Below are 13,427 nucleotides of genomic sequence, written 5' to 3' on the forward strand. Positions count from 1 at the left end.
CTACTTCGCCGACGTCGGCGGCGGATCGCTCGGGGCGACGTAGGCACCGATCGCCCGAAACACCGTGTCACTCGCATTCGGGTAGTTGCCGTTCTCGTCGAAAGCCCCCGGCGCATAAGTCACTGCAACGGCGATCGCAACCTTCTTGGATGGAAGATAGGCCTCCGTCGCGCTGTAGCCGCTGAGTTGCGGGTTCTGCAGCATCCAGGAACCGGACCGCACGACGCCGAGTCCGTAGTTGTAGATCGGGATCTGCGTGAAACACGAGCCGCCGCAAACAGGCAATTTCTTGCCGAAGCCGATCAGCTTCGAATCGGTCATCTCGTGATAGCTCGACTTGGAGAGTAGTTTTCCGGTGCCGACGGCGACAGCGGTCGTTGCCATGTCTGTGATGTCCGTCGTCTCCGCCGCACCGACCGGCGTGCCCCAGGCCGGATTCCAGAAGGTCGACTCTTCGTAGAACGCCTGGCCCGCGGGCACCCCGAGAGCAACGCGGCGTTCCGAACTGTACGCGTGCAGCACGGGGCTCGGGATCTCGCCGGTCTGGAATGCCGCGGTATTGGTCAGCCCCATCGGGTCGAGCACCTTCTCCTTCAGGAGAGTGTCCAGCGGCTTCTTGCCGATCATCGACAGGATCTTGCCGAGGATCATGAAGTTGGTGTGCGCGTAGCTCCAGTTCGTACCGGGGGCAAACTGCATCGGGCGATCGAACGCATAGTCAAGACGCTCCTGATAGGTGAACAGGTGGAACGGGTTGGCGTTGTACGCGGCGGTCCAGGTGGGGTCGGACTCGAAATCGGGGTAGCCCGCGGTCTGGTTCGCGAGCATCCGCAGTGTCACTTTGTCTGCCTCGGGCAGCGTTGGAAGCCACCGCTGGATCGTGTCGTCGAGACTGACCTTGTGCTCGTCGACGTACTCCAACAGCAGCGTGCAGACGTACTCGAAAGCGACGGCGCCGTTGCGGAAGTGCATGTCGGTTGTCGCTTTGACGCCGGTCATCGAGTCGCCGAAGGCCTGCATGCTGACGACCTTGTTGCCGACCGTGACACGAACGATCACGGCCTTGAGGTTCTCCGTCTGCATCGCGCTCTCGACGATCTTGGCGATGGCTGCATTGTCGACCGTCGCCGTGGCCGACGTGCTCATCGCGGTTGCGGATTCTGCGGCGGGCTGCGTCGAAGCCTGGGTGCAGGCGGCCGTGCCGCCGAGAATCAACCCGGCGGCCAGCAGACTCGCGACGACGACGCGCAGCCGTGCGCGCAACCATCCGCGCGGTCGTCTTGCTGGTCGCACTGTTCGCATCGTATGCTTCGGTCGCGGGTTCGCCTTATCGATCACGGAGTTCCTCTCAACAGACGTCGAAGAACGCGCGGCGCGCCCCCCATGAGTTCTCCGCTCGACGCCCATTCGCCTAGACCAGCAGCGTTTGAGTGATGTGTATCCGATTGCAGAATCGAGGAAAACTCTACAGCCCGCAATCAGCGATCGCCAGGCTTTTGCAATTGTGCCGAACCACGGGCATCCGCGGAGAACTAGTTGCGAAAGGGCGCCGCCTCCCGGAGGAGGCGACGCCCGATCAGACCCCGAACGGGGCGGGAACTACTTGAGGGTGACGGTTGCGCCGGCCTCTTCAAGGGCAGCCTTGGCCTTCTCGGCGGCTTCCTTGTTCGCGCCCTCGAGAACAGCCTTGGGGGCGCCATCGACGACGGCCTTGGCCTCGCCGAGACCCAGCGACGTCAGCTCGCGAACGGTCTTGATGACCTGGATCTTCTTGTCGCCTGCAGCTTCGAGGATGACGTCGAAGGAGTCCTTCTCCTCAACCTCTTCCACGGGGGCGGCAGCCGCGCCACCGGCAGCCGCGACGGCGACCGGAGCAGCGGCGGTGACCTCGAAGGTCTCCTCGAACGCCTTGACGAACTCTGACAGCTCAATGAGCGTCAGGCCCTTGAACTGCTCGAGCAGTTCCTCAGTTGACAGCTTTGCCATTTCTTCTTCTCCTTGTGTTTGTGTGGTTACTCACCGCGGCGCGTGCATCCCGATGGGATGCTCAGCTCGCGGACTCCTGCTTCTCACGCAACGCGTCGACCGTGCGAACGGCCTTCGAGAGCGGTGCGTTGAACAGATATGCGGCTCCGAACAGCGAGGCCTTGAATGCGCCGGCGAGCTTGGCCAGCAGCACTTCACGGGACTCGAGGTCGGCGAGCTTGCCTACCTCTGCGGCGGTCAGCGGGTTACCGTCGAAGTAACCGCTCTTGATCACCAGGAGAGGGTGCGCCTTGGCAAAGGCACGCAGACCCTTCGCGACGGCGACAGGGTCACCGTGCACGAATGCGATCGCGGATGGGCCGACGAGCTCGTCGTCGAACGACGAGATGCCGGCGGCATTCGCCGCAATCTTGGTCAGCGTGTTCTTCACCACGGCATAGGTCGCGTCTGCACTGATAGACGTGCGCAGCTCCTTGAGCTGAGCAACAGTGAGACCGCGGTACTCGGTCAGCAGAACGGCGCTCGAGCTCTGGAACTTCTCCGTGAGTTCGGCAACCGAGGCTTCCTTGTTCGCCATGGCCACTCCTTATGGTTCGTGACGCGGTGCGGATGCACCACGCCGCTTCAGCCACCGGTCGGAACGAAGGAGCATGAAAAAAGCTCCATGCGCAGGGGCACGGAGCTGGTTCGTCGCGGATGTTTCCGCTTGAGTTGCTTCACACACCTACGCAGGTCGTCCGGTTCGATTTGCATCGAACTGAACCCTTCGATTGACGCATCCGCTTGCACGGGCACGCCAATGACCGGCGGTCTTTGGCTTCACTCAGAGTACGGGATGCGTACTGGCCGCGCAAATCCGCGTCCTCTCGCCTCTCGCACCCCACCCTCCCCACCCCACCCATCCCCACCCCACCCATCCCCTCGCTGAGGTGCGGACATCGGCCGCTTCCACGCGACCGATAGCGACAGAAGTCCGCACCTCAGCGGGATCGGTTGGGGTCAAGCGCTGGCGAGAAAGTGTTGCAGGTCGGCCTCGAACCGCGAGTCGCTGAGTACCTGGTGGTGACGACGCCGCGCGTACAACGTGAATTGCCCGTGCTGTAGGCCTGCGGCGGTCGCCCTGGCGAGCCACGGCGGGTAGAACGGATCGCGGCCGCCCGCGACCACAAGCGTCGGTACGGCCACCTCACCCAATCGGTCGCCCAGGTTGAAGTGGTCTTCTGCCTCCAGCATTGCCATCAGCCCGAGCGGCTCCTTGGGCAGCGGCGTCAGTGCAGCCGCCGCTGAAACAGCCACGTGCATCATCGCGGATCGCGCCGCGCTCGCCACCATCTCAACACTTGCGGCCCTGTCGCGGTTCGCCAGACGTTCCGCGTAGCGCCGCTGCATGGCCTTGCCCTTGCCGCTGAGACGGAACGCTCCGCACACGATGACCAGACGGCTGACGAGCTCCGGATGGTCCAACGCAAGCTGAAGGGCAATACCGGCACTCGTGGAGAATCCCATGACCGGCACCGGAGTCTCGAAGGTTCCTGCGATCGCCCTCGCATACTGATCCGCAAGCGCGGCCATGGTGAGTCCCGAGCGCAGCCGTGGGGGCCGCCCGACCGCGTATACGGTCTGTGTACGGATTGCACCGCGCAGCGTCCACCGCTCAATGGCGGCGGCAATCCAGCGGGGGTTTTTCTCGGATGACGACAGGGTGCGCAGGAACACCAGTGGTGGGCCCTCTCCACGGCGGGTGTAGTGCAGTCCGCCGGGCATCATCCCCGACCTCGATCGACGCACGGTCGTTTCCCTTCGCCTGCATGCCCTGCACCGATTCACGCTACGAGCACTCCCTATGCGCGCACCGTGAATCACCTACGTGAGTGCGCTCGGCTACCGCCCGTCGCGCCAGGAGTGCTGCGGATCGAAGCCGAGCACCCTTCGCGCCTTACCGATCGACAGCATCGTGTCGTGCTTTCCGAGATCGCCGCGTACCTCGACGCCGGGAAATACTTCCGCGACGAGTTCTGCGTTCGGCCGGGTCATCACCGTGTCTGCTGCGGCGATGATAAACCGGTCGAAACCGGTCGTCTGCAATTCGAGCGCCTTCTGCACCGCCTGCGCGCCGTCTCGGCCGTCGATGTAGCCCCACAGATTCCACTTGCGCGCCGTCGCGTCCGCGTCGAACGGGAACGCCGCGTAGTCAGCTTCATCCATCACGTTCGAGAACCGCAAAGCGATGATCTTCAGTTGCGGATCCCACCGGGTCAGCTGAATCGCCATCTGCTCTTCGAGGTGCTTGACGAGAGAATACGTCGATTCAGGGCGAGCGGCGTACTCCTCATCGACCGGAATGTAAGGCGGCGGCACGTCGAACGGCAGGCCGAGCACGGTCTCGCTTGACGCGTACACAATGTTCGAGATGCCGGCCCGCCGTGCAGCCTGAAACACGTTGAACGTGCTCAGGATGTTGTTGTGGAAGGTGGCAACGTCGCTGAGAATACCGGGCGCCGGTATTGCTCCGAGGTGTACGACCGCATCGTACCCGGAGCTTTCCGCACCGTCCCGTACACCGAACAACGCGTCGACGACCTGACCGTAGTCGGTGAGATCGACCTTGAGGAATCCAGCACCGCGGATGCCCGCCTGGTCCAGGTTGGTCACGTCGTGCCCTGCCTCGCCGAGCACCCTCACTACCGTGCGGCCCAGTTTTCCCGACCCGCCGGTTACCGCGATCTTCATCCGTGACTCTCCTATTTTTATTTTCGCGTTCTGCTCTCCCAGTGTGACATTCCACCGGATTAATTTGTTGCCACTAGCGCACAATCGCATCGCCTACAGTTGGAAACATCAGCGCACCGCGCGAACAAGCAGGTTACCCCAACGCGAGGAGGATACGGATGGCTCGCCAGGACGACGAAGCGCAGGCCCACGACCCGCTCGCACCCGAGCAGCTCACACCCGAGCAGCTCGCACCCGAGCAGTTCGCACCCGAGGAGCTCACACCCGAGGAATGCTGGCGTCTGCTCGCTTCTGCCGATTTCGGCCGACTCGCGACGGCGGTCGCACATCCCGACCCGAGACTCGGCACCAGCACGATTGCCGTTGATATCGTGCCGGTCAACTTTCGCGTGAACGAGCGTGAGATCCTCTTTCGAAGCGGCCCGGGCGGCAAGCTGATGAACCTTACGGCCAACCACGCGGTCGCCTTCGAAGTCGATGGGCTCGAGTCCGACGGACCGAAGGCAGACGGACCCGAAGCCGACAGGTATTGGAGTGTCGTCGTTCACGGCACAGCGAAACGCATGTCCGCCGATCACGATATTGAGAGCTCCGGCGTTCTCGATGTGCGCGCGGCGCATCCGACGCCCAAGTGGAACTACGTTCGCATCACACCCGAGTCGATCACAGGGATACGGTTTCGCCGCTCCTGACCTCGGCCTGCACCAACGGCAGCACCACAGTGAACGCCGTGCGGCCCGGCTTGCTTTCCACAGACACGGTTCCGCCCTGCGCCGTGACGACCGCCTGCACGATCGCCAGGCCGAGGCCCGTGCTGCCGGTCTCGCGCGACCGAGAACTGTCACCGCGAGCGAACCGCTCGAACAGCACGGGCTGCAGCGCATCCGGGATGCCGGGACCGTCATCCAACACCGTCATCACGGCGTTTGCGCCGTCGGTGGCAAGCGTTGCGGTGATCGCCGTTCCGGTCGTTGATCCACGTCAGGCACGGCCCCGGCACACACCAGTTCGGAGCGCGCAAGCGCTCGATCAGAGAACGCAGCGGCCTCTAGCTCAAGGTCCCCTGCTTCTCGCGCACCGCAAACGGCTCGACAGCCGCGATCGGCGCAGGGTCGGCATCCGGGTTCGCCACTGCGACCGCGCGCGCAGAATCGAAGACCAAGCCGACGCGTGCTCCACGCGAAGCGACGTCGGCCGCGTGCACGGTGCAGTTCAATGGCTGCGCAATGCCGGCCACCGCCGCAGACACCGTGGAGGACCCGCCTAAGAAGAATGCGTCCACGACCGTTGCCGCGACTTGGCCGGCTTCCGGTGCGACCAGCCGGATGTCTTCCGGGCGTAGGACCACGGTTACGGCACTGCCGACGGCCAATCCATGGCTTGCCTGAATCTCCCCGACGCCGGACACCTGAACCCCTGTTGACGACGCGACACCATCGAGGAGGTTTGCCGCGCCGATGAAGCCGGCGACAAACCGTGACGCGGGCCGCGTATACAATCCCACCGGTGTGTCAAGTTGCTCGATCCTGCCGTTGTTCAACACAGCAATGCGGTCGGCCATGAACATCGCCTCATCTTGGTCGTGCGTGACCACCACGAACGTCATGCCCAGTTCGTGCTGCATGCGCTTGAGCTCGAGCTGCATCTCCGCCCGTACCTTTCGGTCGAGCGCGGACAGTGGCTCGTCGAGCAGCAACAAACGAGGGCGCTTCACAATCGCTCGGGCTAACGCCACGCGCTGTCGCTGACCGCCCGAAAGCTTGGCCGGCCGCCGCTTGGCCAGTGCGCTCAGCCCGACGGTGTCCAAGACAGCACCGACGCGCTGGCGAATTTCTGTCTTGTCCAACCGTTCGGCCTCGAGCCCGTACGCCACATTCTTCTCCACGCTCATGTGTGGAAAGAGCGCGAAAGACTGGAACATCAGGTTGACCGAACGCTTGTGCGGGGGCTTCGTTGTCAGATCCACCCCGTCGAGCAGGATAGACCCCTTGCGCGGAGTCTCGAAGCCGGCGATCGAACGCAGCAGCGTGGTTTTACCGCAACCCGAGGGGCCGAGGAGGGCGAAGAACTCGTTGTCATTGATCGAGAGCGAGATGTCGTCGAGAGCGGTGACAGCGCCATAACTGTGGCCCACCCCCTTGACCTCGAGGAGCGGCACGGTGTGCGCGAGCATGTTCATAGTGAATCCGTTACTTTGGTGAGGCGTTGCGTTCCGATCACGGCGACGACACTGACGAACAAGAGCATGGAAGCCAATGCATTGATTGTGGGCGTCACACCGAACCGGATCCTGGAATAGATGCTGATGGGCAGGGTCGGAGTTGTCGGGGCCGCCGTGAAGAACGCGATCACGAACTCGTCGAGAGAGAGCGTGAACGCGAGCAGCGCACCGGCTACAATCGCCGGCGCAAGCTGCGGCAGCGTGACGCGTAGGAGTGTTCGCACCGGCCCGGCCCCGAGATCACGTGACGCCTCATCAAGACTCGAGTCGACGTTCGCCATCCGGGCGAGCACGATGGCCGTGACGAAGGCCATCGCAAACGTAGTGTGGGCGAGGATCACTGAGTGCAATCCGAGACCGACCGAGACGAGTGAGAACAGGCTCAACACCCCGATGGCCAGCAAAAGATCCGGCAGCAGGGCGGGCGCAATTGCAAACGCGCGAAAGAGCCCGCTTCTGACGTAGCGATGGATTCCGATGGCCATCAGCGTGCCGAGAACCGTCGCGAGCACCATCACTGAGCTTGCGACGATGAGCGTGTTGCGCAGGCCCTCCATCAGTGCCCTGTCGGCAAACACTTCCGGGTACCACCTCAGTGAGAACCCACTCCACACGAAAAGGTTCGACGACGCGTTGAATGACATGATGACCACAACGAGGATCGGCACGTACAGAAACACGTAGGTCAGCCAAAAAGGGATCTTGAGCAGTCGAGAGTTACGCACGCGGCACCGCTTTTTCCGTTCGGGGGCCTTCGGCCAGTCGACGGGCGGCTCGCTGCTGCGCGATCAGCAGGATCACCAGGAAAATCGTCAACACCAAGGCCAGTGCCGCGCCGAACGGCCAGTCACGTGCCTTCAAGAATTGGTCGCGCACCAGGTTGCCGATGAGTTGCGTCTTGCCGCCGCCGAGAAGCTCGGGAATGATGAAGTTGCCCATGGCGGGCACGAACACAAAGATGCATCCGGTCAGCGCCCCGGGTATCGATAGTGGCAGGGTGATCGTGCGGAAGACCCGAAACGCACCGGAGCCCAGAATCGTTGCCGCCTCGGGAAGTTGGGGATCTTGAGACGACAAGGATGAATAGAGCGGCAGAACCATGAGTGGGAGGTACATGTAGAGCAATCCCACGATCACGGCCGGCTGCGTATACAACATCTGGATCGGATCATGGATGATTCCGAGACTCTGCAACGCCTGATTGATCCACCCCGCGTTGTTGAAGAGCAGGATCAGCGCATACGTGCGAATAAGAAAGTTCGTCCAGAACGGCAGCAGCACCGCGATGAGCGCGACGGTGCGCCACTTGGCCGGGAGCCGCGCAATCACCAGAGCAGTCGGATAGCCCAGCAGCAGGGCAAGGAGCGTGACGATCGTCGCGGTTCCAATGGAGTTCAGGATCACACCGATGTACAGCGGATCCGTCAGCCTCACAAAGTTGTCCAACGTGAACGTGAAGACCACGCCACCGAAGCGGCCGCGCTGAAAGAACGAATAGACCGTGATCAGAATCACAGGAACGAGAACAAAGGCAACCAGAACAAGGGTCCCAGGGGCCAGTAGCGGCAGTGCCGTCAGGCTCCGGCGTTCTCTCCCGGGAGAGCGCGCCGGAGCCGTGACGCTATCAGTCGTCATGAAGTGTCGAATCCTGCTTACCTAGCCGGCTGCGGCGATTTCAGTGGCGAGCCTGGTGTACTTCGGGCTGTATTCGCCGAGGTCGACGACCGACTCGCCCTTGGTCAACTCTGAGGGAGGCACGGCGAGGGTCGGATACGTCTCAAGTAGGTCCGGGGCGAGTTGCTCCATCGCGGCCTTGTTGGGAACCTGGTACAGGATGTTTTCCGTCGCCCACGATTGCACCTTCGTGTCCAGGATGTAGTTGACGAATGCCATGGCTGCCTCTTTGTTCTTCGATGTCTTCAGAACAGTCATGGTGTCGACCCAAAGGTCGCTGCCTTCCTTGGGAACGACGAACTTGATGTTGGGGTCTTCGGCGATGCCGTAGTTGCACCATCCGTCCCACGCTTCGGTCAGTGCGGCCTCACCGGAGACCAGCTTGGTGTAAAAAGTTGTGTCGTCGAACGCGAGCAGCGTGGACTTGGTCTTCAGCAGCTGCTTCTTGACTGCATCCAGTTCGGCAGGATTCGTCGAGTTGACGGAGTAGCCGAGCGCCTTCAGTGCGGGCAATGCCATCCATCGCTCGGTCGCAAGCATCGTCGTCTTTCCAACGAGCTCGGGCCGCGGATTCAGAAGGTCGTTCCACGAGGTGGGCGTGAAGTCGAGCAAGTCCGATCGATAGCACAGGCCGGTCGTGCCCCAGGTATAGGGCATTGAGAACTTGTTGCCCGGATCGTAAGCGAGTTTGGTGGCCTCCGGGTACAGGTTGGACGCGTTCGGGATCATCGACTTGTCGAGTTGCTGCAACAGGCCTGCCTCGTTCAGCGCTTCCGCATACTGACCAGACACAAACGCGACATCAATGCCGGAGTCGCCACCAGCAGTGAGCTTCGCTGCGATCTCCTCATTTGTGGCGTGATTGACGATCTTTACCGGCACCCCGGTGGCCGCCTCAAACTTCTTCGCAAGGTCTTCGGGGTAGTAGTCCGCCCAAATTCCCACAACGAGCTTTTGAGTCTTGATGTCCGCTTTCGGATCGAGTGTTTCACTCGTTCCGCCGCTCGCACAGGACGACAGGGCAAAGGCCGTGAGCGTCGCCGCCGCCAGAATCGGGATCTTCTTGAATCGCACGCGTGCCTCCAGGGGGACTCTGCACGAGTCCGTTCTCGGGCAGGTTGGGCAATTGTCGCATCAAGTCAACATGGATTGCAAACCCAAAGTTGTCCTCACGTTAGATGTCTACGTCTGAAATTGTGGATTCATTTAAGTGGCTGAAGGAAATTCGCTGATTGCGCCACGGCCAGTGACACCAGCCGACCCAATTCTGCCATCGCCAGTGACTACTGGCGAATTGGCCGCGTCGCTGTTGAGTGCTTAAGCGCATATGCATGATCTTTGATGATCCAATGCCAACTTCATCCGATGATGCTGGATCCGCAACTTACGCCGAGTGAGCCTGCTGGATTGTCACGGTTTTGTAGACAAGGACTGACAACGTCGCTATGGTCGACGGAAATGCCCAGAAACACCCATGGTCTGATCAGCAATTTGTTGAATCCCCATACCCAGCCGTGATAACAAACAAAGGAGTTTCTATGACCGACGTCACACGCCGCGGATTTGTCACCGGCGGGCTTGGCATAGCCGCCGGAATCGCCGCCGCCGGCATTGCCAACGCTGCCGCCTTCGCTGGTCCACCGATCAGCCCAGGCGATGGCCACGGCAATGGGACACCATCGCTCAATCACCCGACTGGCGACAAGAAGAACTGGGATGTCATTGTCGTCGGCGCCGGCGCGGCCGGGATCGGCGCGGCTCGGACGCTGATCGATCAGAAGCCGGGCTTGCGGGTTCTGATCGTCGAAGCCCGCGATCGGATCGGCGGTCGAATGTACACCGACCGAACCACTCTGGGCATTCCGGTCGAGCGCGGCTGCGAGTTGGTGCACGGCGGCCCGTACGCGTCCACCTACCCGTGGATCAAGCAGGCCGATTTCGACATGCGGATGTTCCAGAACAACTACATCAACTTGGCCGATGTGCCAAGAACATCGCCGTCTTCAAACTGGCACCAATGGGACTCGCCCACCTCATGGCTCTTCCCGCTCGGAATGCCCGATTCGCTCATCCAGCATGACCCGGTAGGCCAGAAAGTGCCGCTGCCAGCCGCGCTTCCGGGTGAGTTCGCCGACGCCTATTTGCTGCGCCTCGGTGTGACCGCGGCGAACACGCCGAGCGGCCTGAACTATCGCCTGACAGACGACAGCGAGCCGTTGTATAACAAGTCAGCCTCGAGCGTGGGCAATCACCTCAGGAACTGCATACGATACACGTTGCATCCCGAGCAAGCTCCGGCTCAGGAGATTCTGGACCCGAACGATTCGAGATACAACAATGGCGACTATAAGATCGTCGGCGGTTACGACCAATTGCTTCGCTTCATCGCCGGCGACGTGCCGGTCATGCTCAAGACCGCAGTCACAGAGGTGACATACACCCCCAATGGTGTTGAGCTCCTGACGTCAAATGGTGCGATGTTCGGGCGTCGAGTCATCTTCGCCGTTCCGGCTGGCGTCATGAAGCACCGTGACATCGCCTTCGCGCCGGGCCTGCCCGCCGCCAAGTGGGCGGCCTTCGATGCATTCAACTACAGCAACATCTTCAAGTGCGCGCTTGAGTTCAAGGGGAAGGTATTCACCCCGAATGGCACTGACAACTGGGGCTACGCCGAATCGATGGACCAGTTCCCGACCACACTGTGGAACGCCTCGATTGCTTACCCGGGCTACAAGGGCCAAGTCATCGTCGGATGGGAGACCGGCGCTGCAGCCCGTGAGCTGCATTCGCTCTCACTCGAAGACAAGTACAACGCAGTACTCGACGTGGTGCGCAAGGCTGCGGGCGACCCCGGTCTGAAGTATCACAAGGCCGTGATGACCGACTGGGCTAACGAGCCGTACTCGTGGGGTCCGTACGGGGGTGGCGGCAATGCAAGTGACATGTCCGCCACCGTGAACGATGTTCTGTACTGGGCAGGAATGCGTACAAGCAACGTCAGTGCGTCGTACTCCTCTGGCGTCACGCAGGCAAGCCAGCTACTCAAGGCGCTATAGGCAGGCAACCTGCCGTCAAGCAGCATGACACTCACGATCGCATACGAGAATCCTATGAGAAATGATGTATCGTTAAGTATTAATCTAATTATTGTTGGATGAACAAGTCTTGATCACTTGACTTGTTTGTGGGCCCGAGTCGTGATGAACAGCGGTTCGGGCCCACGGCACGTGCAAAACACATAAATCGAGAACCCGTGACGGCACAGACGCCTCACGATCTGAGAGAGGTTTCCATGCAAGCCCTGCCCACCCCCTCCCATGAGCAGCTCTATATCAATGGCGAGTACACCGACGGTACATCCGGTCAGAGTGTCGATATCATCAGCCCGGCGACCGGGCAGCGCATTGCGTCGCTGCCGGTTCCTGGTCGCCCCGAGTTGGATCGTGCGGTGGCTGCCGCGCGCGAAGCGCAAAGCGCGTGGCGCGACGTCGGAGTATGGCAGCGCGCCGCAATCTGCCACCGCATCGGAACTGAGTTGGAAAAGCGCGTCGACGAACTCGCACGGTTGCAGACCCTGGAACAGGGCAAGCCCCTGGCGGAGTCCATTGCCGACATCAAAGAGGCCGCACAACTGTTCCACCTGCACGCCGAGGATGCCGTGCGGCTGCACGGTGAGACGATGCCGTCGAACGACACCAACAAGCGGATGTGGACCTTCTACCGCCCAGTCGGAACGTGGGCGATCATCACGCCCTGGAACTTCCCGCTGCTGATGCTCGCGGAGTTCGTGGCACCCGGACTGGCCACCGGCAACGCGCACGTTGTGAAGCCGCCGACGCACACCGCGTTGACGGTGCTGGCAGCGCTCGAGGCCTTCGAGGAAGCGGGATTGCCGCGCGGACTCGTGAATGTGCTGCCCGGTGAAGGTGCCTTCGGTGCCGAGCTGGTCTCGCATCCCGGAATCGACGCCATCGGCTTCATCGGCTCGTCAGCGACCGGCGCGAAAATCCACGCGGGGTCTGGACTCAAGCGCTCCATCATGGAGATGTCGGGCAACGGCCCAGTGATCGTGCTCGCCGATGCCGACATCGAGGCCGCCGCCCGCGCTGCTGCCGTCGGCGCATACTTCTGCGCGGGCCAGGTGTGCTGTGCGACGGAGAGGGTACTCGTACACGCTGACGTGCACGACCGCTTCATCGAGGCACTCGTTAAGACGGCACAGGATGTGAGGCTAGGCGACCCCTTCGACCCCGCGGTCAACCTTGGGCCGTTGAACAACGAGGGTGTCGCGAGCAAGATGGACCGGCACATGGCCGACGCCACCAGCCGCGGGTTCGACGTTCTTGTCGGCGGCGGCCGCAGGGCGGGGATGCCGACGGAGCTGTACTACGAATTCACCATCATCGATGGTGTCACCGAAGACAGCCTGCTCAGCACCGAGGAATCGTTCGGCCCCGTCGTGCCGGTGATCACCGGCTCATCGGACGACGACCTGCTGCGCATCGCAAATGCCGACCCGCTCGGGTTGCAGTCTGCGGTGTTCACGAACGACCTGTCGAAGGCTTATCGCTTCGTCGAGGAACTCCAGACCGGTCAAGTCGTCGTGAACGACAGCAACGGCTTCTGGGATATTAACATGCCCTTCGGCGGCGCGGGCGGCAAGAACACCGGATGGGGGCGAATCGGCGGCAAACACACGCTGCTCGACATGAGCGATCTCCGCACGGGAGTCATCCACCTCAACCGCTGAGTGGAGTGGTGCTGCGGGATGCCGACTACGGCTCCCGCAGCACCCGGTCAGGCTCGCACGTGAACG

General features: G+C 61.8%; 13 protein-coding genes. 3 read left to right on the top strand and 10 right to left on the bottom strand.

Features of this window, described 5'->3' with window-relative positions:
- The 5 genes from QU604_RS17910 to QU604_RS17930 form a co-directional block, all read right to left on the bottom strand.
- Nucleotides 1–1,293 (bottom strand): serine hydrolase domain-containing protein, encoded by a 1,293-nt coding sequence (locus QU604_RS17910; protein WP_308465964.1) that lies wholly within the window; start codon nt 1,291–1,293, stop codon nt 1–3.
- Between the two features lie 306 nt (nt 1,294–1,599).
- Entirely contained in the window at nt 1,600–1,986 is a 387-nt protein-coding gene (rplL, locus tag QU604_RS17915; protein WP_308465965.1) for a 50S ribosomal protein L7/L12, read from the bottom strand.
- Between the two features lie 61 nt (nt 1,987–2,047).
- Nucleotides 2,048–2,563, bottom strand: coding sequence for a 50S ribosomal protein L10 (gene rplJ / locus QU604_RS17920; RefSeq protein WP_308465966.1), 516 nt, complete (start codon nt 2,561–2,563; stop codon nt 2,048–2,050).
- 422 nt (nt 2,564–2,985) lie between these two features.
- Nucleotides 2,986–3,774, bottom strand: coding sequence for an alpha/beta fold hydrolase (locus QU604_RS17925; RefSeq protein ID WP_308465967.1), 789 nt, complete (start codon nt 3,772–3,774; stop codon nt 2,986–2,988).
- A gap of 93 nt (nt 3,775–3,867) precedes the next feature.
- The gene (locus QU604_RS17930; RefSeq protein WP_308465968.1) at nt 3,868–4,716 is read right to left on the bottom strand and encodes an NAD-dependent epimerase/dehydratase family protein; all 849 of its coding nucleotides are present in this window, start codon (nt 4,714–4,716) and stop codon (nt 3,868–3,870) included.
- 158 nt (nt 4,717–4,874) lie between these two features.
- Between QU604_RS17930 and QU604_RS17935 the strand changes: the two genes are divergently transcribed.
- Nucleotides 4,875–5,408, top strand: a complete 534-nt coding sequence (locus tag QU604_RS17935) for a pyridoxamine 5'-phosphate oxidase family protein (RefSeq protein ID WP_308465969.1) — start codon at nt 4,875–4,877, stop codon at nt 5,406–5,408.
- On the opposite strand, the gene QU604_RS17940 is transcribed toward QU604_RS17935, so the two are convergent.
- The 5 genes from QU604_RS17940 to QU604_RS17960 all read right to left on the bottom strand — a co-directional run bounded on the left by QU604_RS17940 (nt 5,380) and on the right by QU604_RS17960 (nt 9,685).
- Entirely contained in the window at nt 5,380–5,673 is a 294-nt protein-coding gene (locus tag QU604_RS17940) for a sensor histidine kinase (RefSeq protein WP_409350040.1), read from the bottom strand. The genes QU604_RS17935 and QU604_RS17940 overlap by 29 nt on opposite strands.
- Before the next feature lie 91 nt (nt 5,674–5,764).
- Nucleotides 5,765–6,889 carry an ABC transporter ATP-binding protein gene (locus QU604_RS17945; protein WP_308465970.1) on the bottom strand — a complete coding sequence of 375 codons (1,125 nt, stop codon included), beginning with the start codon at nt 6,887–6,889 and terminating at the stop codon, nt 5,765–5,767.
- A gap of 2 nt (nt 6,890–6,891) precedes the next feature.
- On the bottom strand, nt 6,892–7,662 hold the full coding sequence (locus QU604_RS17950; RefSeq protein ID WP_308465971.1) for an ABC transporter permease: 771 nt from the start codon (nt 7,660–7,662) through the stop codon (nt 6,892–6,894).
- On the bottom strand, nt 7,655–8,572 hold the full coding sequence (locus QU604_RS17955; protein ID WP_308465972.1) for an ABC transporter permease: 918 nt from the start codon (nt 8,570–8,572) through the stop codon (nt 7,655–7,657). The genes QU604_RS17950 and QU604_RS17955 overlap by 8 nt, the downstream gene beginning before the upstream one ends.
- Nucleotides 8,573–8,593: 21 nt before the next feature.
- Complete coding sequence (locus QU604_RS17960) at nt 8,594–9,685, bottom strand: polyamine ABC transporter substrate-binding protein (protein ID WP_308465973.1); 1,092 nt, start codon at nt 9,683–9,685, stop codon at nt 8,594–8,596.
- Between the two features lie 464 nt (nt 9,686–10,149).
- Between QU604_RS17960 and QU604_RS17965 the strand changes: the two genes are divergently transcribed.
- Both QU604_RS17965 and QU604_RS17970 read left to right on the top strand, forming a co-directional pair.
- Nucleotides 10,150–11,667: a flavin monoamine oxidase family protein gene (locus QU604_RS17965; protein WP_308465974.1), complete on the top strand. Its 1,518-nt coding sequence runs from the start codon at nt 10,150–10,152 to the stop codon at nt 11,665–11,667.
- A gap of 236 nt (nt 11,668–11,903) precedes the next feature.
- Nucleotides 11,904–13,361 carry an aldehyde dehydrogenase family protein gene (locus tag QU604_RS17970; RefSeq protein WP_308465975.1) on the top strand — a complete coding sequence of 486 codons (1,458 nt, stop codon included), beginning with the start codon at nt 11,904–11,906 and terminating at the stop codon, nt 13,359–13,361.
- The last annotated feature ends 66 nt before the right edge of the window (nt 13,362–13,427 follow it).

The sequence above is a fragment of the Rathayibacter sp. SW19 genome, from assembly GCF_030866825.1.
Taxonomy (GTDB): Bacteria; Actinomycetota; Actinomycetes; order Actinomycetales; family Microbacteriaceae; genus Rathayibacter_A; species Rathayibacter_A soli.